This is a genomic window from Streptomyces goshikiensis (genome assembly GCF_014650555.1).
In the GTDB taxonomy this organism is placed as follows: Bacteria; Actinomycetota; Actinomycetes; order Streptomycetales; family Streptomycetaceae; genus Streptomyces; species Streptomyces goshikiensis.
In genome coordinates, this window is sequence record NZ_BMVE01000012.1 from 1 (window position 1) to 26,839 (window position 26,839).

A 26,839-nucleotide genomic window follows, 5' to 3' on the forward strand; every position below is an offset into this window, starting at 1 on the left:
TCACTGCCCACCCTGTGCCCGATCGGTGCTGCGTCCCATCGGACAGGCCCTAGGCCCGTTCCAGGACCGCCATGGCCGCGTTGTGGCCGGGGACCCCGCTGACCCCGCCGCCGCGGACCGCGCCCGCCCCGCACAGCAGCACGTTCGGGTGGGTCGTCTCCACTCCCCACCGGGACCCGTCCGCCCCGTCCCCGTACGGCCAGGACAGGTCCCGGTGGAAGATGTGGCCGCCGGGCAGCCGCAGTTCGCGCTCCAGGTCCAGCGGGGTCTTGGCCTCGATGCAGGGCCGGCCGTCGGCGTCGAGCGCGAGGCATTCGGTGATCGGCTCGGCGAGGTGCGCGTCGAGCTGCGCGAGCGTGCCGGTGAGCAGCACCTCGCGCACCCCCTGGTTGTCCTTCTCGAACAGCCGGGCCGGGGTGTGCAGGCCGAACAGCGTGAGCGTCTGGTAGCCCCGCTCCACCAGATCCGGCCCGAGGATCGACGGGTCGGTCAGCGAGTGGCAGTAGATCTCCGAGGGCGGTACGGAGGGCAGCTCGCCGGAGGCCGCCTCGGCGTGGGCCCGGCGCAGTTCCTCGTACCCCTCGGCGATGTGGAAGGTGCCGCCGAAGGCCTCGCGCGGGTCCACCGAGGTGTCCCGCAGCCGGGGCAGCCGCCGCAGCAGCATGTTGACCTTGAGCTGCGCGCCCTCGGCCGGGGTCGGGGCGCTCTCGCCGAGCAGTCCGGCCAGGGCCTGAGGCGAGGCGTTGACCAGTACGTTCCGTCCGACGACCCGGCCCTCCCCGGTAGCGGTGCGGAAGGTCACCTCGGCCGGAGCCGTCCCGTCCGTGTCGATCCGGAGCACCTCGTGCCCGGTGACGATCTCCGCTCCGGCGGCCCGCGCGGCCGTGGCCAGGGCGTCGGTGAGGGCGCCCATCCCGCCGACCGGGACGTCCCAGTCGCCGGTGCCGCCGCCGATGACGTGGTAGAGGAAGCAGCGGTTCTGCGCGAGCGAGGGGTCGTGGGCGTCCGCGAAGGTGCCGATCAGCCCGTCCGTGAGGACCACGCCGCGGACCAGGTCGTCGGTGAAGTTCCGCTCCACGGCCCGCCCGAGCGGTTCCTCGAAGAGCATCCGCCAGGCGGCCTCGTCGTCGACGCGGGCCCGCAGCTCCGCCCGGGTCGGCAGCGGTTCGGTCAGCGTCGGGAACACCTTCCGGGCGACCTGCCCGGTCGTCCCGTAGAAGGCGCGCCAGCTCTCGTACTCCCGGTCCGAACCGGTCAGCCGGGCGAAGGACTCCCTGGTGCGCGACTCGTCGCCGCCGACGAGCAGCCCGCCGGGCCGTCCGTCGCGCTCGGTGGGGGTGTACGAGGAGACCGAGCGCCGGCGTACCTCGAAGCGGAGTCCGAGCTCGCGGACGATCTTCGGCGGGAGCAGCGAGACCAGGTAGGAGTAGCGCGACAGCCGGGCGTCCAGGCCGGCGAACGGGCGGGTGGAGACCGCGGCCCCGCCGGTGTGACCGAGGCGTTCCAGGACCAGGACGGACTTCCCCGCCCGGGCCAGGTAGGCGGCGGCGACCAGGCCGTTGTGCCCGCCCCCCACGATCACCGCGTCGTATACGTCAGATCCGAACACGTCCGTCGTCATGGCTCTTGGTAACACACCTGGCCCAGTCGCTCCAGACAGTGTGCCTCGTCGGCGTGGGCCGCGACGGTCTCGGGATGTTCGTCGCCGAGGGATCGTTCGCGGATACCGGAGAGTTCCCGGTACACGGGGAGCGCCTCGTGCCAGCGGCCGAGCCGGCCGAGCCCGACGGCCAGTTCACGGCGGCTGACCAGGGTGTCCGGGTGCTCGGCGCCGAGCTCCGCCGCGCGCGCCGCGGCGACCTGGCGTGCCTCGGCCACCGCTTCCTCCCAGCGCTCCAGGCGGCCCAGGTTGACTCCGAGGACGTGCCGGGCGCGGAGCGTCTCGGGGTCGGTGGCGCCGTAGGCACGGGTGCGGTCGCGGACCAGGCCCCGGAACAGGTCGAGGGCCTCGGCGGCGCGGCCGGTGCGGCCGAGGGCGATGCCGATCTCGTAGCGGGCGGCGAGGGCGTCGGGGTGGTCCCGGCCGAGCACCCGCTCCCGTACGGCGGCCACCTCGCGGAACGCGGCCAGCGCCTCGTCCCAGCGGCCGAGCCGGCCCAGGGCGTAGGCCACCTCGTACCGGGTCAGCAGGGTGTCGGCGTGCTCGGGGCCCAGGACGGCGGCCCGGTCGCCGGCCACGTCGGCGGCGGTGCGCAGGGCGTCCTCGTACCGGCCGAGGGCGCCCATGGCGCAGGCCAGGTTGTGGCGGCAGCGCAGGGTGTCGGGGTGGCGCGGGCCCATGGTCCGGGCGCGGGCGGCCAGTACCGCGCCGTAGATCTCGTACGCCTCGCGGTGGCGGCCGAGCCGGCCCTGCTCGTACGCCTCCTCCTGGCGGGCGGCGAGGGTGTCCGGGTGGTCGGGGCCGAGCACGCGGGCGCGCCCGGCGGCCACCGTCGCGTAGAGGGCGAGGGCTTCCTCGGGGCGGCCGGCGCGGCTGAGGGTGAACGCGCGGGTGTGCCCGGCGGCGAGCGCGTCGGGGTGGTCGGGGTCGGCGGGGCCGGGGCCGACGGGCCGCGGCAGCCCGTAGGCGGCGGTCAGCCGCGGGTCCTCGGCGGCCGCGGGCCGCAGGATCCGCTGGGCACCGCTGACGCGCGGCGCGCCGTCGGCCGGGGCGGCGGCGGTGCGGGCGGCGGTCCAGGAGCCGGTGAGGACGGCCCATTCGCCGCTGGCGGGGCGGGCGTCGATGCCCGCCTTGCGGCCCGCGGTCATGCCCTGGGCCCACACGGGCAGCGGGGCGTGGTGGACGGTGTGCGGGCCGCCGGGCGGGCCGCCGGGGCCGAGGCGGGCCTCGACGAGCGTGCGGTGCAGGTGGCGGGCGTCGCCGGGGCGGTCCTCGGGGCGCTTGGCGAGCAGGTCGAGGACGGCCCGCTCGATGTACTCGGGCAGTTCGGGGCGGTGTTCGCGCAGCGGTACGGGGATGTTGTCGCGGTGCCCGACCAGCACGGACCAGGAGTCGCCGAGGTCGAAGGGCGGGGCGCCGGTGGCGATCTCGTACAGCACGCAGCCGAGGGAGTAGAGGTCGCTGCGGTGGTCGACCTCGCCGCCGGCGATCTGCTCGGGCGACATGTAGTGCGGGGTGCCCATGGCCATGCCGCCGCCGGTGAGCTTGGCGGTGAAGCCGATGTCGTGGGCGAGGCGGGCGATGCCGAAGTCGCAGATCTTCACGGTGCCGTCGGTGAGCCGCATGATGTTGGCGGGCTTCAGGTCGCGGTGGACGACGCCCTGGTCATGGGTGTAGCCGAGGGCGGCGGCCAGCTGCTCGGCGATGTCGACGACTACGTCCACGGGCAGCGGGCGCGCCTCGTTCTCCTCCATGAGCTGGCTGAGGTTGCGGCCTTCGAGGAGTTCCATGACGAGGTAGAGGGGGCCGCCCGCGGCACTGTCGTCGCCGAAGTCGTGGACGACGGTCACGCCCCGGTGCTGGAGGGACGCGGCGACGCGCGCCTCGCGGCGGAACCGCTCGCGCAGCACCTGGGTGAAGTGGGCGTCCTGCTCGGGCCCGATCGGCTTGAGGCACTTCACGGCGACCTGCCGGCCCAGCGATTCGTCCCGGGCCCGCCACACCTCGCCCATGCCGCCGCGCCCGATCAGATCGAGCGACCGGTACCGGCCCTGGATCAGTCTGGACTCCGCCATGTCTTGAAGCCGCCCCCGTTGTCTGCCGCGTCCTGTGCGCCCTGTGCGTCCTGTGCCCTCCCCGGCCGGTCCAGTATGGAGGCTGATGTACGCAGTGTGTACGGGGAGGGGCGACTGCCGGGGCCCATGCGGCGCATCGCCTTCAAGATGTGACCTGGAGGCAGCTGCCAGCGCAGACCTGCGGGAACGGAGCGCAGCAGGTGGCCCGTGAGGCGCAGGCGCCGGGTGATGGTGCGCGGGGGCGGCGCGGGTCTCCCGTACAGCTCGTGCGCCCAGCCGGGGAGGGATCCGTACGCGAGGCCGGCGAGCGGCCGCCACAGCAGGTTTCGGCCAGGGACGAGCAGCGGGTGGACGGGCGGGGCACTCAGGAAGTCGTCCACCTCGCGGGCGTCGGCGCCGGCGGCGAGCTCGGGCCGGACCTTCTCGAAGTAGGCGGCCAGCTGGGCGGTGTCGGCGGGGACCCCGTCCGGGTCGAGCCCGACGAGGCGGGCGTTGACCCGGTTCTCGTCGACGTAGCGGTCGGCCTGGGCGGGGGTGAGGGGCACGCCGGAGCGGCGCAGGACGTGGAGGAAGCTGTCGATCTGCGCGCAGTGCACCCAGAGCAGGAGCGCGGGATCGTCGACGGGGAAGCGCTCCTCGGTGACGGGGTCGGTGGCGGACAGCGTCCGGTGGATCCGCCGGACGCGGGCCCCGGCCCGCTCGGCGGCGTCGGTGGTGCCGTAGGTGAGCGTGCCGACGAAGTCGGCGGTCCGCAGCAGCCGCCCCCAGGCGTCCGCCCGGAAGTCGGAGTTCTCCATGACCCCCCGGACGGCGCGCGGATGCAGGGCCTGGAGGTACAGCGCCCGTACGCCGGCGATCCACATCACCGGATCCCCGTGGCACTGCCAGGTCACGGACCCCGGCCCGTACAGCCCGGGATCGCCCCCGGCCGCCGGTCGCACCGCAGCCGTGCTGTGCCGCATGACGCACCTCCCGCGACGAGGCATCGCCCCTCGCGACGCGATCGTTTCGCGGCCTCGGCCGGCTGTCGGTCGCCGCCCGTATCCTCACCGCCATGACGTCTCCTTCCCCGGACGCGGGTGATCCGATCCTCCGGTCCTTACGCCCGCTGCCACCTTCGACGTCCACGGCATGGTGTACGCGGCCTTCCTCGGCATCCGCCGACGCCCCGGCTGCACGAGGCGTTGGCGGGCCGCACCCCCCTGACCCGGAGCCGGGGCGCGCGGTCAGCGGCGGACGCGGGGCATGCCTAGGCCGATCCAGGAGATGATCTCGCGCTGGATCTCGTTGTTGCCGCCGCCGAAGGTGAAGATGACCGCGCTGCGGTAGCCGCGTTCGAGTTCGCCGTGCAGGACCGCGCCGGCGGAGCCGTCCTTGAGGGAGCCGGCCGCGCCGACCACTTCCATGAGCCAGGCGTACGCGTCGCGGCGGGCCTCCGAGCCGTAGACCTTGACCGCGGAGGCGTCCTGCGGGGTGAGGGAGCCGGCCTGGACGGCGCCCACCATCTGCCAGTTGAGGAGCTTCATCGCGTCGAGGCGGGCGTGGGTGCGGGCGAGGCGGCCGCGGACCCAGGAGAGGTCGATGACGCGGCGGCCGTCGGCGAGCTTGGTGTCGGCGGCCCAGCGCTGGACGTCGTGCAGGGCGCGGATGGCCATGGTGCCGTGGGCGGCGAGGGTGACGCGCTCGTGGTTGAGCTGGTTGGTGATCAGGCGCCAGCCCTTGTTCTCCTGGCCCACGCGGCGGTTCGCCGGGACGCGGATGTTCTCGTAGTAGCTGGCGGTGGTGTCGTGCGAGGCGAGGGTGTTGATGAGGGTGCAGGAGTATCCGGGGTCCGAGGTCGGGACCAGGAGCATGGTGATGCCCTTGTGGGCGGGGGCGTCCGGGTCGGTGCGGACGGCGAGCCAGACCCAGTCGGCGGTGTCGCCGTTGGTGGTCCAGATCTTCTGCCCGTTGACGACGTAGGTGCCGCTCTCCTCGTCGCCCTCGCGGACGGCCTTGCACTTGAGCGCGGCGAGGTCGGTGCCGGCGTCGGGCTCGCTGTAGCCGATGGCGAAGTCGATCTCGCCGGCGAGGATGCGCGGGAGGAAGTACGCCTTCTGCTCGTCGGTGCCGAACTGCATGATCGTCGGGCCGACGGTGTTCAGGGCCATCAGCGGCAGCGGGACGACCGCCTGCGCGGCCTCGTCGAAGAAGATGAACTGGTCCATGGGCGACATGCCGCGCCCGCCGTACTCCTCGGGCCAGCCGACCCCGAGCCAGCCGTCGGCGCCGAGGCGGCGGATGGTCTCGCGGTAGAAGCGTTTCTGGGCGGCCGGGTCCTCGTAGCGGGCGTAGACGTCCTCGGGCACCAGCTCGGCGAAGTAGGCGCGCAGCTCGGCGCGCAACCGCTGCTGCTCAGGCGTGTATTCGAGGTGCACGGCCCCTCCGGGAGTCTCGCGGTCCGTCGTCGCTGGCGGAGGGCAGAGTAGAACCTGTTACAAGAATCCGGAAGTCCTTCGTGTCGGATCGGGGATCGGGGGATCGGGGGATCGGCGCATCGGGAGGGGCGCGCCGCGTCCGGCTCGTGGACGCGGCGCGGCCGGCGGTCAGTTCAGGGCGCCGATCATCGCCTCGGCCGTCGCCGCCATGGCCGTGCGGGCCGCGGTCAGGTACGGGCGCGGGTCCGCCGGGGTGAGGTGCGCGCGGATGGCGCCGGTCATGGCCACGTTCAGGGCCGTGCCGATGTTGACCTTGCGGATGCCGCCCGCGACGGCCGCCGCGAGTTCCCCGTCCGGCAGCCCCGACGAGCCGTGCAGGACCAGCGGGACGTCCACGGCCTTGGCCAGCCGGGCCAGCAGGGCGTGGTCCAGCGAGGCCGTGCGGCTGGTCATGGCGTGGCTGCTGCCGACGGCCACGGCCAGCGCGTCCACGCCGGAGTCGGCGACGAACCGCCGCGCCTCGTCCGGATCGGTACGGGCGCCGGGCGCGTGCGGATCCAGCGGCGCGGCGCCGCCCTTGCCGCCGACCTCCCCCAACTCGGCTTCGATCCAGAGCCCGTTGGCGTGTGCCCAGTCGGCCGCGGAGCGGGTCGCCTCCAGGTTCTCGGCGTAGGGCAGCTGCGCGGCGTCGTACATCACCGAGCTGAATCCCGCGTCGACCGCCTGCCGGAGCAGTTCGGAGCTCTTGACGTGGTCCAGGTGCAGCCCGACCGGGACGGCGGCCGCCTCGGCGCAGGCGGCGGCCGCGCGGGAGATGGGCAGCAGCTGTCCGCCCCTGAACTTCACGGCGTTCTCGCTCAGTTGCAGGATGACGGGCAGCCCGGCGGCCTCCGCTCCCGCGACGACGGCCTCGGCGTGCTCCAGGGTGATGATGTTGAACGCGGCGACGGCGCGGCCCGCGGCGGCCGCCTCCAGGACGAGCGCTCCGGCGGGGGCGATGCTCATCGGACCGCCCCCTCGCCCGAGTTGAGGATCACCGACCGGGTCAGATGGCGCGGCGCGTCCGGGTCCAGCCCCTGGTGGGCGGCGACGGCCACGGCCAGCCGGTGCACCCGTACCAGCTCGGCGAGCGGGTCGAGCCGCCCGGCCACCCACCGGGCGCCGGTCGCGAGCACCTGCTCGGCGATCCCCTCGGGCGCCTCGCCGAGGGACCAGGTGACGGTGCCGGGCCCGGTGACGCTGACGGGCCCGTGCCGGTACTCCATCGCCGGGTAGGACTCGGCCCACGACAGCGAGGCCTCCCGCATCTTCAGCGCGGCCTCGTGCGCGAGCCCCACGCTCCAGCCGCGCCCCAGGAAGGTGAACTGCCCCCGGCTGACGAGCTCTTCGGACACCGGCTCCGCGAGGGCGGTCCGGGCGTCGGCGACCGCGCCCGGGGTGTGGCGGCCGACATGGGCGCGCAGCAGGGTCAGCGCGGTGGTGGCGAACCGGGTCTGGACGACGGACCGCTCGTCGGCGAAGTCCAGTACGACGAGCCCGTCCGCGAGCGTCATCACCGGGGTCGCCGGGTCGCCGGTGACGGCCGTGGTGGGCACGCCCGACTCCCGCAGCGCGGCCAGCAGGTCCAGCACCTCGGTGGTGGTCCCCGACCGGGTGAGCGCGACGACCCGGTCGTAGCGGCGGTGGCGCGGGAACTCGGAGGCGGGGAAGGCGTCGGTCTCGCCGTGACCGGCCTCCTCGCGCAGCGCGGCGGCCGCCTGGGCCATGTAGTAGGAGGTCCCGCATCCGACGATCGCGGTCCGCTCCCCCGGCCGCGGCAGCACCGCCCGGTGGGCCGGGGCCAGTTCGGCGGCCCGTTCCCAGCACTCGGGTTGCGTGCCCAACTCGTACGCGACGTGGCTCATGGCGGCTCCCTAGCGCGTTGGCTGCGATGGCTGCGTTTTCCTGCAAGGTATCGGCCTGTTTCGCGCAACTTCAAGCATTTGCCCCTTGAGCGCCTGGGTTAGTGTCGGCGGGTAGGCCGAGAGAGCACCCGGAGCAGCCGGGAAGACACCGAAGGGGGCGGGCCCGGATGACCCGCAAGGAGCGCTGGCAGACGCTGCTGGATCTGCTGGTGGAGCGGGGCGAGCTGGAGGTGGAGCCCGCCGCGGAGGCCCTCGGGGTGTCCGCCGCGACCGTGCGCCGCGACCTCGACCAGCTGGCCGAGCAGCAGCTGCTGGTCCGCACGCGCGGCGGGGCGGTGCCGCACGGGGTCTCGTACGAACTCCCCCTGCGCTACCGGACCTCGCGCCGGGCCGCCGAGAAGCGGCGGATCAGCGAGGCGGTGGCGGCGCTGATCGTGCCGGGCGAGGTGATCGGCCTGACGGGCGGCACCACCACGACGGAGGTCGCGCGCACCCTCGCCGGCCGGGCCGACCTGGCGGCCCCGGCCGGACCGGCCGCCGGCTCGCCCGCGCTGACGGTGGTCACCAATGCCCTCAACATCGCGGGCGAGCTCGTCATCAGACCGCAGTTCAAGATCGTGCTGACGGGTGGGGTGGCCCGCCCCCAGTCGTACGAGCTGACCGGCCCGCTGGCCCAGGGCGTCCTCGGGCAGCTCACCGTGGACACGGCGGTGGTCGGCGTCGACGCCTTCGACCCGGCCGACGGGGCGGCCACCCGCCACGAGGACGAGGCGGCGATGAACCGCCTACTCTGCGAGCGCGCCCGCCGCGTGATCATCGCGGCCGACTCCAGCAAGCTCGGCGTCCGCGCCTTCGCCCGGATCTGCGCGACCTCCGCGGTGGACGTCCTGGTCACGGACACGGGACTCTCGGACGCAGGCGCGGAGCCGTTCGAGTCGGCGGGCGTGGAGGTCGTACGGGTGTAGCCGCGGCCCGCCGTCGTACGGGTGTAGCCCGCGGCCCCCGTCGTACGGGTGTAGCCGCGGCCCGCCGTCAGTGCTCCGGCAGGCGTTCCGCCTCGCGGGACAGGGCGGCCAGGACCGGGGCGATCAGCGGGTGGGACTCGGCGCCCCGGCGGACCGCGGCGAAGACGCGGCGGGTGGCCGCCGGACCGGCGACGGGGCGCACCTGGACCTCCTTGAGGTCCATGCCGCGCAGCGCGGACCGCGGTACCAGGGCCACCCCGGCCCCCGCGCCCACCAGCGCCGTCACGGCCCGGAAGTCATCGGAGGAGTGCGCGAACCGGGGCTGGAACCCGGCGAGTTCGCACGCCAGCAGGGTCACGTCGTGGCACGGGTTCCCCGGGTACTGGCCCACCCAGTCGGAGTCCGACAGGTCCCCCAGCGCCACCGCCGGGAGGTCGGCGAGCGGGTGCCCCGAGGGCAGCACCGCGTCGAAGGGCTCCGCGTACAGCGGCAGGACGGACAGCCGGCCGTCGTCGGCGCCCGGTGCGCCCCGGTACTCGACCGCGAGCGCGACGTCGGCCTCGCCGTCCAGCAGCAGCGGCAGGCTCTGGTCGCCCTCCGCGTCGCGCACGCGCAGCCGGATCCCCGGGTGCTCCCGGCCGAGCCGGGAGATGGCCGGGGCGAGCACCTCGGCGATACCGGTCGCGAAGGCGGCCACCGTCACCTCGCCCGCCGAGCCGCCCGCGTACGCCGCGAGTTCCGCCTCCGCGCGCTCCAGCTGGGCCAGCACCTCGTGGGCGTGCCCAAGCAGGATCTCGCCGGCGGCGGTGAGCCGCACCCCCCGCCCGCTGCGGGTCAGCAGCGCGTGCCCCGTCTCCTGCTCCAGCGCGGCGAGCTGCTGGGAGACGGCGGAGGGGGTGAGGTACAGGGCTGCGGCCGCGGCGGTCACCGTACGGTGATCCGCCACGGCCCGCAGGATGCGCAGCCGGCGGGGGTCGATCACACCGCCATTGTCTCAGGGCTCAGGGGTCTCCCCCGTCCCTCAGGCCCCAGCGGTCGCGAGCGCCGCGCGGGCGTCCACGAAGGCCGCCACGGCGCGCTCCACGTCGGCCGTGGAGTGGGCCGCCGAGAGCTGGACCCGGATCCGGGCCGCGCCCATCGGAACCACCGGGTACGAGAACCCGATCACGTACACGCCGCGCTCCAGCAGCAGCTCGGCCATCCGGGCCGCCTCGGCCGCGTCGCCGATCATCACCGGGGCGATGGCGTGGTCGCCGGGCAGGATCTCGAAGCCGGCCTCGGTCATCTTCGAGCGGAACAGCGCCGTGTTCGCGGCGAGCTGCTCGCGCAGGTCACCGGCGGACTCCAGCAGGTCGAGGACCTTCAGCGAGGCGGCCGCGATCACCGGGGCGAGCGAGTTCGAGAAGAGGTACGGGCGCGAGCGCTGGCGCAGCAGCGCCACGATCTCGGCACGGGCCGCGACGTAGCCGCCGGAGGCGCCGCCGAGCGCCTTGCCGAGGGTGCCGGTGATGATGTCGACGCGGTCCATGACCCCGTGCAGCTCCGGGGTGCCGCGGCCGCCGGGGCCGACGAAGCCGACGGCGTGGGAGTCGTCGACCATGACCATCGCGTCGTAGCGGTCGGCGAGGTCGCAGATCTCCTGGAGGGGGGCGACGTAGCCGTCCATGGAGAAGACGCCGTCGGTGACGATCAGCTTGCGGCGGGCGCCGCCGGCGGCCGCCTCCTTGAGCTGGTGCTCCAGGTCGGACATGTCGCGGTTGGCGTAGCGGAAGCGGCGGGCCTTGGAGAGGCGGATGCCGTCGATGATCGAGGCGTGGTTGAGGGCGTCGGAGATCACCGCGTCTTCGGCGCCGAGGAGGGTCTCGAAGACGCCGCCGTTGGCGTCGAAGCAGGAGGAGTAGAGGATCGTGTCCTCCTGGCCGAGGAAGGCCGAGAGCCGCGCCTCCAGCTCCTTGTGCACCTCCTGCGTGCCGCAGATGAAACGGACCGAGGCCATGCCGTAGCCCCAGCGGTCCAGGGCGTCCTTGGCGGCGGCGACCACCTCGGGGTGGTCGGCCAGGCCCAGGTAGTTGTTGGCGCAGAAGTTGAGGACCTCGCCGGGGGCACCGCCGGAGGTGACGGCGACGGAGGCGCTCTGCGGGGTGCCGATGACGCGCTCGGGCTTGTGCAGACCGGCGGAACGGATCTCGTCGAGGGTGGTACGGAGGTCCTCGCGGACGGTCTCGAACATGTGCGGTGCTCTCTTTCTCCTGTGTGCGGCGGCGGAGGGAGGGGGCCGGGCCCCGCCGGAGGGGGGAGGGTGGGCGGGGCCCGGCCGGAGGGAAATGGTCTGTGGGAGCTGCTGGTACGGAACCGGTGGGTACGGAACGGGGCGCCGGGAGCGCCACCGCCCGCGCGGGGCTGTGAACGACCAGGGACCCGCGAGCGGCGCCCCAGGGCCGTTGCCGGCTCGACGCTACCGGCAGCCGGGGCAGCCTCTACGGCCCCGGCCACCGACGGCGTGGGGCCGCTGCCGGCCTGACGCTGCCGACGGCCCGGGGCAGTCTCGGTGACCCCGGCCACCGGCTGCCCCGGCGCCACCGGCGGCCCGGCGCCTTTGCCGGCCCGGCGCCGTTGCCGGCCCGGCGGCCCGGCGCCGACGGGCTCGGGGCACTGCGCACGGGGCGTGAGTACCCCCGGCCCCATCGGCAGCCCGGGCGGTCCCGGGCCATCGGCCGTTGCCGACGGGCGGGCCCGGGCCCAGGGGCGCGGGGCGTCCTGCCCGGGTCACCGGCGGCCCGGTGCCTTCGGCGGCCTGCGGCCGTCGGCACCCGGCTCCGGGGCCGCCGTCTCGCCGGGCGGCGTGCCGCCCGGGGCGGACCGGGCTGCGCTGGCCGGGCCGTACGGCGCGGCCAGCGCGGCGGCGGTCCGGTTACGCGGTCCAGTCGAGGATGATCTTGCCGCTGCGGGCGGTCGACGCCTCGTCGAAGGCGGCCTCGAACTCCGTGTGCGCGTACCGGCCGGTGATGACGGGGCTGAGGTCCAGCCCGCCCTCCAGCAGCACCGTCATCGCGTACCAGGTCTCGAACATCTCGCGCCCGTAGATGCCCTTGATGGTGAGCATCGAGGTGACGACCTTGGCCCAGTCGACCGGGAAGTCCTGCGCGGGCAGGCCCAGCATCGCGATGCGGCCGCCGTGCGTCATGTTCGCGATCATGTCCTGCATCGCCTCGGCGCGGCCCGACATCTCCAGGCCGATGTCGAAGCCCTCGCGCAGCCCCAGCCGCGCCTGCGCGTCGGCGATCGTGGTGTTGCGGACGTCCACCGCGAGCGTGGCGCCCGCCTTGCGGGCGATCTCCAGCCGCTCGGGGCTGACGTCGGTGATGACGACGTTGCGCGCACCGGCGTGCTTGGCCACGGCCGCCGCCATGATCCCGATCGGGCCCGCGCCGGTGATCAGCACGTCCTCGCCGACCAGCGGGAACGACAGCGCGGTGTGCACGGCGTTGCCGAAGGGGTCGAAGATCGCCGCCACGTCCAGGTCCACGGCGGTCCGGTGCACCCACACGTTCTGCGCGGGCAGGACCACGTACTCGGCGAAGGCGCCGTCGCGCCCGACGCCGAGCCCGATCGTGCTGCGGCACAGGTGGCGGCGTCCGGCCAGGCAGTTGCGGCACTTGCCGCACACCAGGTGACCCTCGCCGCTGACCAGCGCGCCGATCTCGATGTCCTGGACGTCCGCGCCGAGCGCCGCGACCTCGCCGACGAACTCGTGGCCGAGGACGAGCGGGGTCTTGACCGCGCCCTGCGCCCAGCCGTCCCAGGCGCGGATGTGGAGGTCGGTTCCGCAGATGCCGGTGCGGAGCACCTTGATCAGCACGTCGCCGGGGCCGTACTCGGGCTCGGGGACGTCCATGAGCCACAGCCCGGGCTCGGCCTTGTGCTTGACGAGTGCCTTCATGGGGGTGGCTCCAGGCATGCGGAAGGGTGCACCGCGGGCGTCGTGCGCGAGCGGTACCGGTGACGGGCACCAATCTGCCGACCGGGCCCTTGATCAGTCCATCGAGACTTTCTTAAGCGGGTCGACAGCGCAGCTTCACGCCTATGCTCCTCAGGTGACGGGGCGGGGGTCCCGGCAGTGTCCGGGGCAGGGGAACGGGGAGGTGGGGGGCGTGCCGAGTCTGCGCGCAAGGGCGCTTTCGGCCGCGCTGAAGGCGGCGGGACGGCGAAGACGGTTCGCGAGCGCGGAGGCGGTCCGGGCCCGGGTGGCGCGGTCGGCGCGCCGGCCCGCTTCGCACCTGCCGCCGCGCTCGCTGGGCCGGGTCGCCGAGGTGTCGCGGACGTTCGTCGGGGCCTGGCCGGTGTACGACTTCTCCCCGCTCGGCGGCGAACCCGCCGCGCAGGTGCTGTACGTGCACGGCGGCGGGTACGTCAACGAGCTGGAGCGGCCGCACTGGGCGCTGGTCCGGACCCTGGTGACCCGGGCCCGGGCGCAGGTCGTCGTACCGGCGTACATCCTGGCCCCGCGCGGCAGCGCCGACCGGACGGTGCCGGTCGCCGCCGATCTGCTGAGCGGCATGATCGCGAGCGCCGGCGCGGGCGGGACGGTGCTCGTCGGGGACTGCGCCGGGGCCGGGCTGGCGCTGGCCGCCGCGCAGCGGCTGCGGGAGCGCACCGGGGCGCAGCCGTCCCGGATCGTGCTGATCTCGCCCTGGCTGGACGTGAGCATGAGCCACCCGGACCAGCCGGCGATCGAGGCGGCGGATCCGGTGCTGGCCCGGCCGGGACTGCTGGAGGCCGGCCGGCTGTACGCGGGCAACCTCGCCGCCGACGACCCCCGGGTGAGTCCGCTGCACGGGTCGTTCGCGGGTCTGGCGCCCCTGACCGTGTTCACGGGCAGCCGGGACGTGCTGAGCACCGACAGCCGGGAGCTGCTGCGCAGGGCCGGGGAGGCCGGCACCGAGGTGGAGTTCCACGAGGAGCCGGGGATGCCGCACGGCTACCCGCTGCTGCCGGTGCCGGAGGGGCGGGCGGCCCTCGACCGGATCGTGGAGCTGGTCAGGACGGCGGCCGGCCCGTGACGGCCCGCCCCGCGCCCCTCTCCGCCGGCGCACCGGCCCGCGCACCAGCCTGAACGCCCGCCCGGGCCCCGGCCCGTGGCCCCGCCGCGCTACGCCGTGCACGTCATCAGCGAGCTGACCGGCCAGGCGCGGTACGCCGTCCAGTACGCCTCGTCCCGCACCGCGTCGGCCGGCGGGGGCCGGCCCGGCTGCCAGCCGACGGTGGAGAAGCCCGCCTCCACGGCCGCTTCGGCGAAGTCGGAGTGCGTCCATTCCCGGTACTCGAAGTGCTGCGGCGGTTCGGTGAGGAACTGCGCCTTCAGCAGCGGTGCGTCCCCGTCCGCCACCCGGTCCAGGATCCGCACCCCGTACGGCGACCAGTCCACCTGCGGGAACGCCCCGGCGTTGGGGACGATGGCCAGCAGCCGGCCGCCGGCCCGCAGGTTGGCGCGGATCGAGCGGAACATGGCGTGCAGCGCCGTCCGGTCGGGCGCGTGGTTGAAGAGGTACACGGCGGTGGCCAGGTCGAAGGGGCCCAGCTGTGGCATGCCGACCGCGTCGGCGACGACGTACTCGACGGCGGATGACCCCTCGGGGTGCTCCGCCCGCGCCCGGCGGATGCGTTCGGGGCAGCTGTCGACGCCGACGGTGCGCCGGGCGCCGCCGCTCGCCAGCAGCCGGACGATGCCGCCGTGGCCGCAGGCAAGGTCGAGGGTGTCGAGGCCGTGGACCCCGCCGAGGGCGTCGAGCGCGGTGCACAGGGTGAAACCGTCCGCCACCGAGAAAGCCGTCGGGGTCGTTGACGTGTCATACGGCTGTTGCATGTCCGCAAGCCTCCCCGGGCCCGGCGAGGGGGACCGCCCCCGCACCGGGACCTCCCCCGGACGGGGGAGGCGTTCGGGTCAGTGCGTACGGCGTACGGGGCGCCGCGCGTCCCGAGTCAGCGCGCCGCCGGGCGCGCGCTGAGCAGCTCCCGGGCGCAGCCGCGCAGCCAGGCGTGCGCCGGGTCGGCGTCGTGGCGGGGGTGCCAGGCCATGCCGAAGGGCAGGGCCGGCAGGTCGAGCGGGATCCGGAAGGTCTCCAGTCCGAGGCCGGCGGCGAGCGGCGCGGCCTGGGTGGTGAGCAGCCCGACGAGGTCGCTCTCGCGCAGGACGAACAGGGAGGCGGGGAAGGTTCCGACGCTGCCGACCACCCGCCGGGTCAGGCCGAGTTCGGCGAGCGCGGTGTCGACGGGGCCTTCGAGGCGGCCGCGCCGGGAGGCGATCAGGTGGTCGGCGGCGGCGAACCGGCGGGCGGTGAGCCGCCCCTCCAGCAGCGGGTGCCCGGGGCGTACGACGCCCACCATGAGCTCGTCGGAGAGGTGCTCGACGCGCACCTCGGGGGAGCGGGTGTCGACGACGCCGAGTTCGAGGTCGGCCATGCCCTCGCGCAGGGCGGGCACGTCGACGTGGCTCTCCGACAGGAAGCGCAGCCGCACCCCGGGGGCCTCGCGCGCGATCCGGGTGAACAGGGTGGCCCCGGACACGGCGGTGAAGGCCTCGTTGGCCAGCACGGTGAAGGTGCGGGTCAAGGTGGCCAGGTCCACCTGTCCCCCGGTCAGGAAGAGCGCGCGGGCCCGCTCGACGACGGCCTTGACCTCGCACTGGACGGCGAGGGCGTGCGGGGTGGGGACCATGGTCCGGCCGGCGCGGACCAGCACGGGGTCACCGAGGGCCTTGCGGATGCGGCCGAGGGTGCGGCTCATGGCGGGCTCGGACAGGTGCAGGCGGGCCGCCGCCCTGGAGACGCTCGACTCCTCCAGGAGGACGTCCAGGGCGACCAGCAGGTTCAGGTCCATCCCGGATTGCGTCACGCGCATTCATCCCTTGCAGAACTTGCACTGGAAAGCAGGTCAGCCCAACCCTACGGTGAGCGGCGGGACATGAGTCCCCGCCCGAGCCCGATCCTGACTCCGAGGAGGAGCCTTGCTCCGCCATGCCGACATACAGGACCGGGCCGTGCCCGGGCCGGCTCCCACGCTGACCCGCGCCACCCTGCTCGTGCTGTGTGCCTGCGTCCTCGTCGCGCAGGCGATGGTGGCCGCCGTCAACCTGCTGATCCCGCAGCTCGCCGCCTCCACCCTGCACCCCACGCCCGGCCAGCTGCTCTGGGCCGTCGACGCGTACGTCATCGTCTTCGCCGCGCTGCTGATCCCGGCCGGGGCGCTCGGCGACCGCTACGGCCGCAAGGGCGCCCTTATGTCCGGGCTCGGCCTGTTCGCGGCGGGCGGCGCGGTCAGCGCGCTCGCCACCACCCCGGCCGTACTGATCGCCGGGCGCGGCCTGTGCGGGGCCGGGGCGGCGCTGATCATGCCGGCCACGATGTCGATCCTGGTCCACCTGAGCCCGCCCGAGCGGCGCGCCCAGGCCCTGGCCACCTGGACGCTGACCATCGGCCTCGGGGGCCTGACGGGCAACATCGGCGGCGGCCTGGCCGGCCAGTACCTGACCTGGCGGGCGCTGTTCTGGGCCGTCGTCCCGCTCGGCGGGCTGCTCGCGCTGATCGTGGCCCGCACGGTCCCCCGTACTCCCTCGCGGTCCGACGCGTCCGTCGACCCCGTGGGCGCGGCGCTGCTCGCGGGCGCGTTGCTCGCCGTGGTCTACGGGATCATCGAGGGCCCGGGCTTCGGCTGGGGTTCGGTGCGCGTGCTGAGCGCCTTCGGCGCCGGTGCGGCGCTGCTCGCCGCCTTCACCCTGTACGCGCTGCGCGCCGCGGCCCCGCTGCTGGACCCGCGGATCTTCCGGTCCCCGAAGCTGCGGGCCGGGACGCTCGGCATCGGTACGGGCTTCTTCGGGCTGTTCGCGCTGTTCTACGTGAACCCCCAGTACCTCCAGTACGCCAAGGGCTTCTCCCCCGCGATGGCCGGGCTGGCGATCATCCCGGTGACGACGGGCCTGGCCGTGATGCCCAAGCTGGGCGCCCGGCTGGCGCAGCGGACCGGGCCGAGGCTGCCGGTCGGCGCCGGGCTCGCCATGGTCGGCGCGGGGCTGCTGCTGCTGTCCACGGTCGACAAGGACACCCCGTACCTCGTGTACGCCGTCTACCTGCTGGTGATGTCCGCCGGGGCCGGGCTGAGCGCGCCCTCGCTGACCCTGACGGTGGTCGCCGAGCTGCCGGCCCACCAGGCGGGCCTGGGCTCCGGGCTGAACACCGCCGCCCGCGAGATCGGCGCCGCGCTGGGGGTGGCGGTGTTCGGCACGGTGCTGGCCTCCCGCTTCCACGGTGACCCGCGGGACCCTGCGCAGGTCACCGCGTTCACCGATGCCATGGGGGTGGCGCTGGGCACGGTGGGCGTAGTGGCCCTGCTGGCCGCGGCCACCGTGACGCTGGGCTACCGAGAGCGACCCGCCGCAAGCTGACCCCCGGGCCCGGGGCCTCGCAGGCGCCCGGGGCCTCGCAGAGGCACGGGGGCCTCGTAGGGGCTCCCACGGCCTTCCGCGGCCTTCCGGTGGCCGCGCCGCCGGCGCCCGGCGTGCGGGTGCGCCGCGCGGGCCCCAGGGCGCATCCTGGCTGTGTGACGGCGAGACCGGACAGCGGCGGCGGCCCCGCCCCCGACCCCACGGCCCAGGTGCTCGTACGGGCCGTGGTGGATGCGGTGGAAGCCGTCGGCGGGTACGCGGGCGGGTTGTACCTGCGCTCCGGCACCCAGGGGCTGCTGCGGATCGCCGTGATCGCGGGGCTGCCCGGGCGGCTGTTCCGGCCGTGGTGGCGGCTCCACGTGAACCGCCCGTACCCGGCCGGCGAGGCGTACCGGTCGGGCCAGTCGGTGCTGCTGCCCGACGCGGAGACGTCCATGCGGAGGTTCCCGCAGCTGGTGGCCGGGCTGCCGTTCCCGTTCGCCTCGCTGTACGAGCCGGTGAGCGCCGGGCCGGAGCGGCTGGGGGTGCTGTTCGTCCTGCGCGACGCGACCCCGGGCGTCGCCATCTCGGCCCACGACCGGGAGGCCTTGCGGGCCATCGCCGAGCGCCTGGCCGGGGAGCTTTCGGCGCTCGCCGGGGACGGGGCGCCGCCGGTGTGGGAAGGCGACCCGGTGTACGCCCCGTCGCCGCCCCGGGACAACGACGCCCGAGAGGCCGTGGACCGGCTCACGCAGGCGGTGCTGTCCCTGGACCGGCAGGGCAGGATCCGCTACGTCAGCGCCCCCGCGCACGAACTCCTCGGCCCCGACGGCGAGGGGCTGCACGGGCGGCTCGTGTGGGAGGCGCTCCCCTGGCTCGGCCACCCCGCCTACGAGGACCACTTCCGGGCCGTGTTCCTGGCCCACGCGCCCGTGCTCTTCCCGGCCCGGCGCGGCCGGCTGCCCTCCGGGGAGTGGCTCTCGATCGGCCTGTACCCCGGGCGGGACGGGGTGACCGTGACCATAGCGTCCACCGATCCGCCCGCCTACGCGCCCTCGTCGATGGTCCGGCCTGGCGCCGGGCTGGGTTCGCCGGCCGACCGGGCGTCCGCCATGTACCGCCCGGTGGCCCTCGCCATCGCGCTCACCGAGGCGGTGACGGCCCGTCAGGTCTCGGCGGTGGTCACGGAGGAGCTGCTGCCGGCCTTCGGCGGACGCCAGTTGGCGATCTACCTCCTCAACGAGCGCCATCTGTACCTGGCGTGGGAGACCGGGTTCCCGCAGGGCTTCCTCGACCGGTTCGACGGGGTGGCGCTCGACGTGCGGCTGCCGGGGGTGGAGACCCTCACCACCGGCCGGCCGATGTTCTTCGAGTCGATGCAGCACCTGGCCGCGGCCTATCCGGGGATCCCGCTGGACTCCCACGTCGGGGCGCGCGCCTTCCTTCCGCTGATCGCCTCGGGCCGGCCGGTCGGCTCGTGCATCCTCGGCTTCGACTCACCGCGCGGCTTCAGCCCCGAGGAACGTACGGTGCTGACCGCGCTGGCCGGCCTGATCGCACAGGCCCTGGAGCGGGCCCAGCGCTACGACACCGAGGCCGCGCTGGCCCGGGGGCTCCAGGCGGCGCTGCTGCCGAACCGGCTGCCGGTGTTCGAGGACGTGGTCACGGTGGGCCGGTACCTGCCCGGCACCGTCGGCATGGACGTGGGCGGCGACTGGTACGACGTCATCGAGACGGGCCCGGGCATGCTGGCCCTGGTCATCGGGGACGTCCAGGGGCACGGCGTCGCGGCCGCCGCGACCATGGGCCAACTGCGCAGCGCGGTACGGGCCTTCGCGCTCAGCGGCAACACCCCCGAGCAGATCGTGCGCGGCACCAACCGGCTGCTGATCGACCTGGACCCCGGCCAGTTCGCGAGCTGCTGCTACGTGTCGCTCGACCGGGAGTCGGGCCGCGCGTGCGCCGTCCGGGCCGGGCACCCCCAGCCGCTGCTGCGGCACCCCGACGGGCGGACGCAGGTACTGGACCTGCCGGGCGGGGTGGTGCTCGGCGTCGACGCGGATGCCGCGTACCCGGTGACGGAGCTGATGCTGGAGCCGGGTGCGGTGCTCGCCCTGTACACCGACGGGCTGGTGGAGATGCCGGGCACGGACATCGACGACGGGGTGGAGCGGCTGCGGGCCTCGCTGGCCGCGGCCGCTCCCGTCCCGCTCACGGAGACGGCCGACCGGCTGATCAGCGAGGTGGGAGACTCCGCCGACCGGCCGGACGACACCGCGCTGCTGCTGGCCGCCCGCATCCCCGATCCGCCGTAGGGACCGGCGGCGCGGGGGCTAACGCGGGGCCGTCAGCCGCGCGTCCAGGGACACGGGCAGCTCCTGCGGAGCGGCCTGGCGGCCGGTCGCCGGGGCGCTCGTACCGCACAGGGCCTGTTCGCGCAGGCGGTTCACGGCCGCGTCGATCGGGTGCGGCACCGGCGCGCCGTTCGCGTCGGCGCGCTGGTAGCCCGACAGGTTGAACCCGGCGGCGAACTGCCGCTTGCCGTCCGCGCTGGACATGGCCTGGGTGCTCGCGCCGAAGACACCGCCGTCATGGCCCCAGGCGGGTCCGCACGGCGTGTCCATGCTGTAGATGCCGAGGCCGTAGCGGATCACCACGGCTCCGTCCGGGCCCTTGACCGGCACCGTGGTGCGCATCTCGCGCAGCAGGTCGGCGGGCAGCAGGTCTCCCTGGAGCAGCGCCCGGTAGAAGGTGTTGAGGTCCTGGGTGGTCGCGACCAGGGCCCCGGCGGTGCCGGCCATGGTCATGTTGTATTCGCTGTAGTCGCGCGCCGGGTCGATCAGCCCGCCCAGGTTCTCGTACATCCGGGAGTGCGGTCCCCTGATGACCGGGTCCGACCCCGGGAAGTACGTGTGGCGCAGCCCCGCCGCGCGGATCACGTCGCGGGTGATGACGCGCTCGGGGTCCTCGCCGGTGACCTTCCGCAGCAGTTCGCCGAGCAGCAGGTAGTTGGTGTTGGAGTAGGACCAGTCCGTGCCGGGTTCGAAGAGCTGCGGCCGGTTCACCCCGTACCCGATCAGGGTGGCGGGCCGCAGGGTGCGGTGACGGAAGTCGTCCAGGCTCTTCGGGGAGTTCTCCTTCAGCGACGGGAACGCCTCGATGACGTAGTCGTCGATGCCGCTGGTGTGGTTCAGCAGCATCCGCACGGTGATCTTGCGGCCGCGCTCCCCCGGGACGAGGCCGGGCAGGTAGTCGCCGACCGGCCGGTCGAGCCCGATGCGGCCGCGGGCGCTCTGCTGGAGCACGGCCGTGGCGGTGAAGGTCTTGGTGATGCTGCCGACCCGGTGGCGCATGTCGGGGGTGGCGGGCCGCCGCGTGTCGACGTCGGCGAAGCCGGTGGCCCCGGTCCACTGGGCGCGGCCGTCGCGGACGCTGCCGTACGCCCCGTACATGCCGGCCTCGTGGACGGCGTCCAGCCGCCGCTGGAGGGCCTCGCGGTCCAGCCCCCTGGCCGTCGCGGACGGGGTGGCGGTCCCGGAGCCGGTGGCGGCGCTCGCGGCCGGGGCGGCCCCGGCCAGCAGGGCCAGTACGACGGCGGCCGCCGCCCCGGTGGTGCGTAAAGCGGGTCCTCGGCCTCGGCGCGTGGAGCGCATGGGTGTCTCCCCCTGGTCGACGCCCCGTGCGGGGCGCTCGGACGATCTTCGGTCGCCTCCGATTCTTGTCCCGGGCGGCCGCGCCCCCATCGGCCGCCGGGACGATCCCGGCGCGCGCCGCCTCAGCCCCGGGTAGCAGACGCGCCTCCCCCGTTCGGGTCTCTTGACACCATCGAGTCGGCAAAGCGGAAGGAAATTTACCCGCGGGCAGCTGCGGTTCCCGCACCCCGCATCGGTGCAGCGTTTACACGGCCTTAACACCGAAAACAGGGGTCTCGCGGCGGGCAGAGCGATGGAATCCGCACATGAACAGCTATTGACCTGCGGATCTCGCGGAGATTCCATGTCGGCCCGGGAGCCGCTCACACCCTTGCTCACCACCGCCTCGGAGGCGATACCGCTCCCGCGCTCATTCACCGCATCTGCCGATCGGAACCGCGTACCGATGTCTGACACGATCAGCGCACCACAGGCCCTCGCTCCCGCCACCGGGCCCACCCCGCAGAAGCTCAAGCGTTCCATCGGGGTCGTCGGCGGAACACTGCTCACGCTCTCGTGCGTGACGCCCGCCTCCACCCTCTTCGTCGTCGTGCCCGACCTGTTCGCCAGTCTCGGCACGTGGACCGCCCTCACCATCGCGATCGGCTCGCTGCTCTGCGTCGGCGTGGCGTTCTGCTACTCCGAGCTCGGGACGCTGATCCCCAGCGCGGGCGGCGAGTACGCGATCGTCTCCACCCTGGCGGGCCGGCTCGCCGGCTGGCTGGTGTTCGTGCTGTCCCTGCTGGTCGTGATGATCGTGCCGCCCGTGATCGCCATGGGTACGGCCGACTACCTGGCTCCGATCATCGAGATACCGGCTCCGGTCGCGGGCGGCGGCGTGATGCTGCTCGCCACCCTCGCCGGCCTGCTGGACCTGCGGGCCAACGCCTGGATCACCGGCATCTTCCTGGTGCTGGAAGTGGTCGCGGCGGCTCTCGTCGCCGTCCTCGGGTTCGCGCACAGCGAGCGCGGGGCCGATGCCCTCGTGCACGGCACGGTCGCGGCGGAGGGCGGGGGCACCTCCACCGTCACCGCGATGATGGTCGTCTCCGGCCTGGCGATCGCCCTGTTCATCACCCAGGGGTTCTCCACCGCCGTCTACCTCTCCGAGGAACTGGAGAACCCCCGGCGCAACGTGGCCCGGACGGTGCTCGCCACCCTCGCCATCTCCACCGCCGTCATCCTGGTCCCGGTCATCGCCATCACGGCGGGCGCCCCCGACCTGGACGCGCTGGCCGCGGGCGACCTCGGCGGGATGGTCACCGCCTGGTCCAACTCGGCCGTCGGCACCTTCGTCAGCCTCTGCGTCGCCCTCGCCATCGTCAACGCCGGCATCGTCATGGTGATCCAGAACTCGCGCGTGCTGTTCGCCTCCGCCCGCGACAAGGCCTGGCCCGAGCCCGTCAACAACGCTCTGTCGCGGCTCGGCCGGTTCGGCTCGCCGTGGGTGGCCACGCTGCTGGTCGGCGTGCCGGGCGCGGCGCTGTGCTTCGTCAACCTCGACACCCTGTACGGGGTCACCGGTGTCTCGGTGACCGGCATGTACCTGCTGGTCGCGGTGGCCGCGCTGTTCAGCCGGCGCGGGGCGCACCGCGAGGCGGCCGCCTGGCGGATGCCGCTGTGGCCGGCCGTGCCGGTGGTGCTGAGCGCCGTACTCGCCTACATCCTGACGCAGCAGGAGACCCAGTACCTGCTGTGGACGGGCGGGATCACCGCCGTGGCCACCCTGTACTGGGCCCTGTACCTGCGGCCGCGGCAGGACAGCCGCTGGCTGGTCAGCATCCCGGAGGACGGCCAGGACACCGCCTCGGCGTGAGCGACGGCACCGGCGGGGCCGGCGGGGGTCAGCTCCCGTCGGCCCCGCCGATGCCGATCACGACCTTCCCGAAGGCGCCGCCCGCCGCGTACTCCCGGTAGGCCCGGTGGGCCTCCTCGAAGGGGAGCACCCGGTCGATGACCGGGCGCAGTCCGTGGGCGGAGACCGCCCGGTTCATGTCCTCGAACCGGCTGCGGCTGCCGACGAAGACGCGGCGGATCGTGGCGAGGCTCGACGCGTACGCCGCGTGCGAGATCTCGATGCCGGGCCGCTCCGCGGTGCCGGTGGTCAGCAGGGCGATCTGGCCGTACAGGGCGCTCGCCCGGACCGACTGCTCGATGGTGTCGGGGCCGCCCGTCTCCACCACCAGGTCGGCGCCGAGGCCGTCGGTGAGTTCCCGTACGGAGCGGCTCCAGTGCGGGGTGCGCCGGTAGTTGACGACCGCGTCGGCCCCGAGCGCCTTCAGCCGGTCCTCCTTCCGCTCGTCGGAGGTGGTCGCCACGACCCGGCAGCCCAGCAGCTTGGCGAACTGCACGGCGAACAGGGCGACGGGCCCGGTGCCCAGGGTCAGTACGCTCTGCCCGGGCCCGACCGCCTCGCCACCGGTCAGCGCGTGCCAGGCGGTGACCCCGGCGCACGGCAGGGTGGCCGCCTCCTCCCAGGTCAGGTGGTCCGGAACGCGGACCGCCCACTCCTCGTCGAGCGAGGCGTACTCCGCGAGCATCCCGTCGAGCGTGCAGCCGGGCTGGTCCACCGCGTCGGGCGTGATCCGGCCGCCCCGCCAGCGCGGGAAGTACGTACAGGAGACGCGGTCGCCGACCGCGAACCGGGTCACGGCCTCCCCCACGGCGACCACCTCGCCCGCGCCGTCGCTGAGCGGCACCACGCCCGGCGCGGCGGGCAGCGGATAGCGCCGCTCCAGGATGAGCAGGTCCCGCTTGTTGAGGGAGGCGGCGCGCAGCGCGACGACGATGCCGGTGGGACCGGCCGGCTCCGGGCGCGGGCCGCCGCGGTCGCGCAGCACGATGCCTTCGACGGCGCCGAACGATTCCAGGTGGTACGAGCGCATGACGTCCTCCAGGGCTGTGACCGTTCGCCGCGGCGGCGGTGTGCGCGGCGGGCCGGCCGCTCCAGGGTCGGGGGCGGGGCGACGCGCGGCAATTCCCTCCGGGGAATCGCGCGGTGCGCCCGGAGGCGGTTAGAAAGGGGGACATGGCCCCCACCACAGCCGCCGCTGCCGCGCACCGGCCCTCCCCGTTCTCCCGCGAGGTCCGCCGGTGGCGGGCGCTGCGCCGGATGAGCCAGCTCGAACTGGCCGCGCTCGCCGGGACCACGCAGCGGCACCTCAGCTTCATCGAGAGCGGCCGCTCCGCGCCGGGGCGGGCGATGGTGGTGCGGCTGGCCGAGTCCCTCGCCCTGAGCCTGCGGGAGCGCAACGCGCTGCTGCTGACGGCGGGTTACGCGCCCGCCTACGAGGAGTCGCCGCGCGACGGCGCCGCGATCGAACCGGCGATGAACGCGCTGCGGTCCATCCTGACCGGGCACCTGCCGCACCCGGCGGTGGTGGCCGGTCCGCGCGGCGAACTGGTCCTGGCCAACGACGCGTTCGAGGTGCTCACCGAGGGCGCGGCCGCGCGGCTGCTGGAGCCGCCGGTGAACGTGCTGCGGCTCGCCCTGCACCCCGAGGGGATGGGCCCGCGCGTGGTGAACCTGGCGGCGTGGGGGCGGCACGTCACGGAGAGCCTGCGGGCCCGCGCCGCCGCCCATCCGGACGGCGGGCTCGACGCCCTGGCCGCGGAGCTCGCCGGGTACCTGCCGCCGGCCGGGGCGCCGCCGGGCCCCGACCACCTCGGCTTCGCGGTTCCGCTGCGGCTGCGCACCGCCGGGGGCGAGCTGCGGCTGCTGACGACGCTGACCTCCTTCGCCACGGCCGTGGACGTCACCCTGGCCGAACTGCACCTGGAGGCCTTCCTCCCCGCCGACCCCGAGACCGCGGAGCTGCTGCGCCGCCGCGCGGCGGCCCGGGGCGCGGCCCCCGCCGGCTGACGCTCCCGGGCAGCGGCGCGGGGGTCAGCCGGCGGCCGGGTGGCCGGGGACCTCGGCGCTCAGGGTGAGCGCCGTGTTCACCAGGCCGATGTGGCTGAACGCCTGCGGGAAGTTGCCCAGTTGGCGTCCGGCGACGGCGTCGTACTCCTCGGCGAGCAGCCCGAGGTCGTTGCGTACCGACAGGAGGCGCTCGAACAGTTCCCGCGCCTCCTTCTCGCGGCCGGTCAGATGCAGGGCGTCGGCCAGCCAGAACGAGCAGGCCAGGAAGGCCCCTTCGTCGCCGGGCAGTCCGTCCACGGACGGGCCCTCGGTGCTGTAGCGGCGGACCAGGCCGCTGCGGCCGAGTTCCAGGCGCACCGCGTCGACCGTGCCGATGACGCGCGGGTCGTCGGGCGGCAGGAACCCGACCCGCGGGATGAGCAGGGTGGCCGCGTCGAGCTCGCTGGAGCCGTAGTACTGGGTGAAGGTGTTGCGCTCGGCGTCGAAGCCCTTCTCGCAGACCTCGCGGTGCACCTCCTCCCGCATGGTCCGCCAGCGCTCCACGTCGCCCGGGAGCGTGGGGTCGGCCTCCAGGGTCCGCACCGCCCGGTCGGCGGCGACCCAGGCCATCACCTTGGAATGCACGAAGTGGCGGCGCGGGCCGCGCACTTCCCACAGTCCCTCGTCGGGCCGGCGCCAGTTGTCCCCGAGGAAGTCCAGGAGCGCGAGCTGGATCCGCCAGGCGTGCTTCTCCATCGGGATCCCGGCGCACCTGGCCAGGTACAGCGAGTCGAGGACCTCCCCGTACACGTCGAGCTGGAGCTGGTCCACGGCGGCGTTGCCGACCCGGACGGGCGCGGAGGAGGCGTACCCGCGCAGCCACGGCAGTTCGGCCTCGGGGATCCGCCGCTCGCCCGCGATCCCGTACATGATCTGCAGGTCGGCGGGGTCTCCGGCGATCGCCCGCAGCAGCCACCGGCGCCAGGCGCGGGCCTCGTCCTGGAAGCCGGTGGCGAGGAGCGATCCGAGGGTGAGGGTGGAGTCGCGCAGCCAGCAGTAGCGGTAGTCCCAGTTCCGGACGCCGCCGAGTTCCTCGGGCAGGGAGGTGGTCGCGGCCGCGGCGATCCCGCCGGTCGGGGCGTAGGTGAGTGCCTTGAGGGTGATCAGGGAGCGGGTCACGGCCTCCCGGTAGGGGCCCTCGTAGGTGCACTGGGCGCTCCACTCGCTCCAGTCGGAGACGGTCTGCTCCAGCGCGGCGTACGGGTCGACGGGCTCGGGGCGCGGCTCGTGCGAGGGGTGCCAGGTCAGGACGAAGGCGACCCGCTCCCCGGCGGTGACGGTGAACTCGGAGCGGGTGCTGTTGGCCTCGCCCCAGGTGCGCACGGGCGGCTGGCTGCGGAACCAGGCGGAGTCCGGGCCGGCGACGGCGACCCGGTCGTCGCCGGAGCGGCGGACCCAGGGGACGACGTGCCCGTAGTCGAAGCGCAGGCGCAGCACGCTCAGTACGGTGACCTCGCCGGAGATCCCCTCGACGATCCGCATCACATCGGGTGCGCTGTCGCGCTGCGGCATGAAGTCGATGACCTTGAACGCGCCGCCGTCCGGGGTCTCCCAGTACGACTCCAGGACCAGCGTGCCGTCCACGTAGGACCGCCGGGTGCAGCGCTCGCCCTCGGCGGCCCCGGCCGGGGCGATGCGCCAGTGGCCGTTCTCCTTGTCGCCGAGGAGCGCGGTGAAGCAGGCGGAGGAGTCGAAGCGCGGCAGGCACAGCCAGTCGATGGACCCGTCGCAGCCGACGAGTCCGCTGGTCATGAGGTCGCCGATGAGTGCGTAGTCTTCGATGGGTTGGGTCATCTGTGCGCTTTTCCC

20 protein-coding genes are annotated in these 26,839 nt (G+C 74.5%); 6 read left to right on the forward strand and 14 right to left on the reverse strand.

Annotated elements, in window-relative coordinates; genetic code table 11:
- Positions 1-49: 49 nt before the first annotated feature.
- From IE248_RS27935 to IE248_RS27960, 6 genes are all read right to left on the reverse strand, one after another.
- Positions 50-1,621: a phytoene desaturase family protein gene (locus tag IE248_RS27935; RefSeq protein ID WP_190032045.1), complete on the reverse strand. Its 1,572-nt coding sequence runs from the start codon at positions 1,619-1,621 to the stop codon at positions 50-52.
- Complete coding sequence (locus IE248_RS27940; RefSeq protein WP_073797581.1) at positions 1,618-3,735, reverse strand: serine/threonine-protein kinase; 2,118 nt, start codon at positions 3,733-3,735, stop codon at positions 1,618-1,620. The genes IE248_RS27935 and IE248_RS27940 overlap by 4 nt, the downstream gene beginning before the upstream one ends.
- Positions 3,717-4,697 carry an oxygenase MpaB family protein gene (locus IE248_RS27945; RefSeq protein ID WP_124289879.1) on the reverse strand — a complete coding sequence of 327 codons (981 nt, stop codon included), beginning with the start codon at positions 4,695-4,697 and terminating at the stop codon, positions 3,717-3,719. The genes IE248_RS27940 and IE248_RS27945 overlap by 19 nt, the downstream gene beginning before the upstream one ends.
- 264 nt (positions 4,698-4,961) lie before the next feature.
- The gene (locus IE248_RS27950; protein WP_008742295.1) at positions 4,962-6,152 is read right to left on the reverse strand and encodes an acyl-CoA dehydrogenase family protein; all 1,191 of its coding nucleotides are present in this window, start codon (positions 6,150-6,152) and stop codon (positions 4,962-4,964) included.
- Positions 6,153-6,320: 168 nt separating this feature from the next.
- Positions 6,321-7,157, reverse strand: a complete 837-nt coding sequence (locus IE248_RS27955) for a class II fructose-bisphosphate aldolase (RefSeq protein ID WP_073797578.1) — start codon at positions 7,155-7,157, stop codon at positions 6,321-6,323.
- The gene (locus IE248_RS27960; protein WP_190032046.1) at positions 7,154-8,056 is read right to left on the reverse strand and encodes an SIS domain-containing protein; all 903 of its coding nucleotides are present in this window, start codon (positions 8,054-8,056) and stop codon (positions 7,154-7,156) included. The genes IE248_RS27955 and IE248_RS27960 overlap by 4 nt, the downstream gene beginning before the upstream one ends.
- A 167-nt stretch (positions 8,057-8,223) precedes the next feature.
- On the opposite strand from IE248_RS27960, the gene IE248_RS27965 reads away from it, so the two are divergent.
- Positions 8,224-9,021, forward strand: a complete 798-nt coding sequence (locus tag IE248_RS27965) for a DeoR/GlpR family DNA-binding transcription regulator (RefSeq protein ID WP_008742292.1) — start codon at positions 8,224-8,226, stop codon at positions 9,019-9,021.
- Positions 9,022-9,088: 67 nt separating this feature from the next.
- Here the strand turns inward: IE248_RS27965 and IE248_RS27970 are convergent, their stop codons facing one another.
- The 3 genes from IE248_RS27970 to tdh all read right to left on the reverse strand — a co-directional run bounded on the left by IE248_RS27970 (position 9,089) and on the right by tdh (position 12,961).
- Positions 9,089-10,003 carry a LysR family transcriptional regulator gene (locus IE248_RS27970; RefSeq protein ID WP_008742291.1) on the reverse strand — a complete coding sequence of 305 codons (915 nt, stop codon included), beginning with the start codon at positions 10,001-10,003 and terminating at the stop codon, positions 9,089-9,091.
- 39 nt (positions 10,004-10,042) lie between these two features.
- Positions 10,043-11,251, reverse strand: coding sequence for a glycine C-acetyltransferase (locus tag IE248_RS27975; protein ID WP_008742290.1), 1,209 nt, complete (start codon positions 11,249-11,251; stop codon positions 10,043-10,045).
- A gap of 681 nt (positions 11,252-11,932) precedes the next feature.
- Complete coding sequence (gene tdh, locus IE248_RS27980; RefSeq protein WP_008742289.1) at positions 11,933-12,961, reverse strand: L-threonine 3-dehydrogenase; 1,029 nt, start codon at positions 12,959-12,961, stop codon at positions 11,933-11,935.
- Between the two features lie 211 nt (positions 12,962-13,172).
- Here tdh and IE248_RS27985 point away from each other — a divergent pair, with 211 nt between their 5' ends.
- Positions 13,173-14,081 carry an alpha/beta hydrolase fold domain-containing protein gene (locus tag IE248_RS27985; protein WP_229895571.1) on the forward strand — a complete coding sequence of 303 codons (909 nt, stop codon included), beginning with the start codon at positions 13,173-13,175 and terminating at the stop codon, positions 14,079-14,081.
- An 89-nt stretch (positions 14,082-14,170) separates the two neighbouring features.
- Here IE248_RS27985 and IE248_RS27990 read toward each other — a convergent pair whose 3' ends face one another.
- Positions 14,171-14,884 carry a class I SAM-dependent methyltransferase gene (locus tag IE248_RS27990; RefSeq protein ID WP_073797575.1) on the reverse strand — a complete coding sequence of 238 codons (714 nt, stop codon included), beginning with the start codon at positions 14,882-14,884 and terminating at the stop codon, positions 14,171-14,173.
- Positions 14,885-15,000: 116 nt separating this feature from the next.
- Positions 15,001-15,918, reverse strand: a complete 918-nt coding sequence (locus IE248_RS27995; protein WP_073797574.1) for a LysR family transcriptional regulator — start codon at positions 15,916-15,918, stop codon at positions 15,001-15,003.
- Between the two features lie 106 nt (positions 15,919-16,024).
- Here IE248_RS27995 and IE248_RS28000 point away from each other — a divergent pair, with 106 nt between their 5' ends.
- Both IE248_RS28000 and IE248_RS28005 read left to right on the forward strand, forming a co-directional pair.
- Positions 16,025-17,458, forward strand: coding sequence for an MFS transporter (locus IE248_RS28000; RefSeq protein WP_373301639.1), 1,434 nt, complete (start codon positions 16,025-16,027; stop codon positions 17,456-17,458).
- 209 nt (positions 17,459-17,667) lie between these two features.
- Positions 17,668-19,752, forward strand: a complete 2,085-nt coding sequence (locus IE248_RS28005) for a SpoIIE family protein phosphatase (protein WP_417810763.1) — start codon at positions 17,668-17,670, stop codon at positions 19,750-19,752.
- Between the two features lie 18 nt (positions 19,753-19,770).
- Here the strand turns inward: IE248_RS28005 and IE248_RS28010 are convergent, their stop codons facing one another.
- Positions 19,771-21,090 carry a serine hydrolase domain-containing protein gene (locus IE248_RS28010; protein ID WP_229895572.1) on the reverse strand — a complete coding sequence of 440 codons (1,320 nt, stop codon included), beginning with the start codon at positions 21,088-21,090 and terminating at the stop codon, positions 19,771-19,773.
- A 445-nt stretch (positions 21,091-21,535) separates the two neighbouring features.
- Here IE248_RS28010 and IE248_RS28015 point away from each other — a divergent pair, with 445 nt between their 5' ends.
- Entirely contained in the window at positions 21,536-22,945 is a 1,410-nt protein-coding gene (locus IE248_RS28015; protein WP_190032049.1) for an APC family permease, read from the forward strand.
- 28 nt (positions 22,946-22,973) lie between these two features.
- Here the strand turns inward: IE248_RS28015 and IE248_RS28020 are convergent, their stop codons facing one another.
- Positions 22,974-24,014, reverse strand: a complete 1,041-nt coding sequence (locus tag IE248_RS28020) for a zinc-dependent alcohol dehydrogenase family protein (RefSeq protein WP_190032050.1) — start codon at positions 24,012-24,014, stop codon at positions 22,974-22,976.
- A 143-nt stretch (positions 24,015-24,157) separates the two neighbouring features.
- Here IE248_RS28020 and IE248_RS28025 point away from each other — a divergent pair, with 143 nt between their 5' ends.
- A complete protein-coding gene (locus tag IE248_RS28025) occupies positions 24,158-24,991 on the forward strand; it encodes a helix-turn-helix domain-containing protein (protein ID WP_190032051.1) in 834 nt (277 codons plus the stop codon).
- Positions 24,992-25,015: 24 nt separating this feature from the next.
- Here IE248_RS28025 and IE248_RS28030 read toward each other — a convergent pair whose 3' ends face one another.
- Positions 25,016-26,824, reverse strand: coding sequence for a glycoside hydrolase family 15 protein (locus tag IE248_RS28030; protein WP_100584027.1), 1,809 nt, complete (start codon positions 26,822-26,824; stop codon positions 25,016-25,018).
- Positions 26,825-26,839 lie beyond the last annotated feature (15 nt).

Coding starts and splice junctions, on each gene's coding strand:
- IE248_RS28020 (WP_190032050.1), bottom strand. CDS start 24,014: ATGCGCTCGTACCACCTGGAATCGTTCGGCGCCGTCGAAGGCATCGTG.
- IE248_RS27940 (WP_073797581.1), bottom strand. CDS start 3,735: ATGGCGGAGTCCAGACTGATCCAGGGCCGGTACCGGTCGCTCGATCTG.
- IE248_RS27935 (WP_190032045.1), bottom strand. CDS start 1,621: ATGACGACGGACGTGTTCGGATCTGACGTATACGACGCGGTGATCGTG.
- IE248_RS27945 (WP_124289879.1), bottom strand. CDS start 4,697: ATGCGGCACAGCACGGCTGCGGTGCGACCGGCGGCCGGGGGCGATCCC.
- IE248_RS27975 (WP_008742290.1), bottom strand. CDS start 11,251: ATGTTCGAGACCGTCCGCGAGGACCTCCGTACCACCCTCGACGAGATC.
- IE248_RS27990 (WP_073797575.1), bottom strand. CDS start 14,884: ATGCAACAGCCGTATGACACGTCAACGACCCCGACGGCTTTCTCGGTG.
- IE248_RS27965 (WP_008742292.1), top strand. CDS start 8,224: ATGACCCGCAAGGAGCGCTGGCAGACGCTGCTGGATCTGCTGGTGGAG.
- IE248_RS28025 (WP_190032051.1), top strand. CDS start 24,158: ATGGCCCCCACCACAGCCGCCGCTGCCGCGCACCGGCCCTCCCCGTTC.
- IE248_RS28030 (WP_100584027.1), bottom strand. CDS start 26,824: ATGACCCAACCCATCGAAGACTACGCACTCATCGGCGACCTCATGACC.
- IE248_RS27960 (WP_190032046.1), bottom strand. CDS start 8,056: ATGAGCCACGTCGCGTACGAGTTGGGCACGCAACCCGAGTGCTGGGAA.
- IE248_RS27995 (WP_073797574.1), bottom strand. CDS start 15,918: ATGCGCGTGACGCAATCCGGGATGGACCTGAACCTGCTGGTCGCCCTG.
- IE248_RS28010 (WP_229895572.1), bottom strand. CDS start 21,090: ATGCGCTCCACGCGCCGAGGCCGAGGACCCGCTTTACGCACCACCGGG.
- tdh (WP_008742289.1), bottom strand. CDS start 12,961: ATGAAGGCACTCGTCAAGCACAAGGCCGAGCCCGGGCTGTGGCTCATG.
- IE248_RS27955 (WP_073797578.1), bottom strand. CDS start 7,157: ATGAGCATCGCCCCCGCCGGAGCGCTCGTCCTGGAGGCGGCCGCCGCG.
- IE248_RS28015 (WP_190032049.1), top strand. CDS start 21,536: ATGTCTGACACGATCAGCGCACCACAGGCCCTCGCTCCCGCCACCGGG.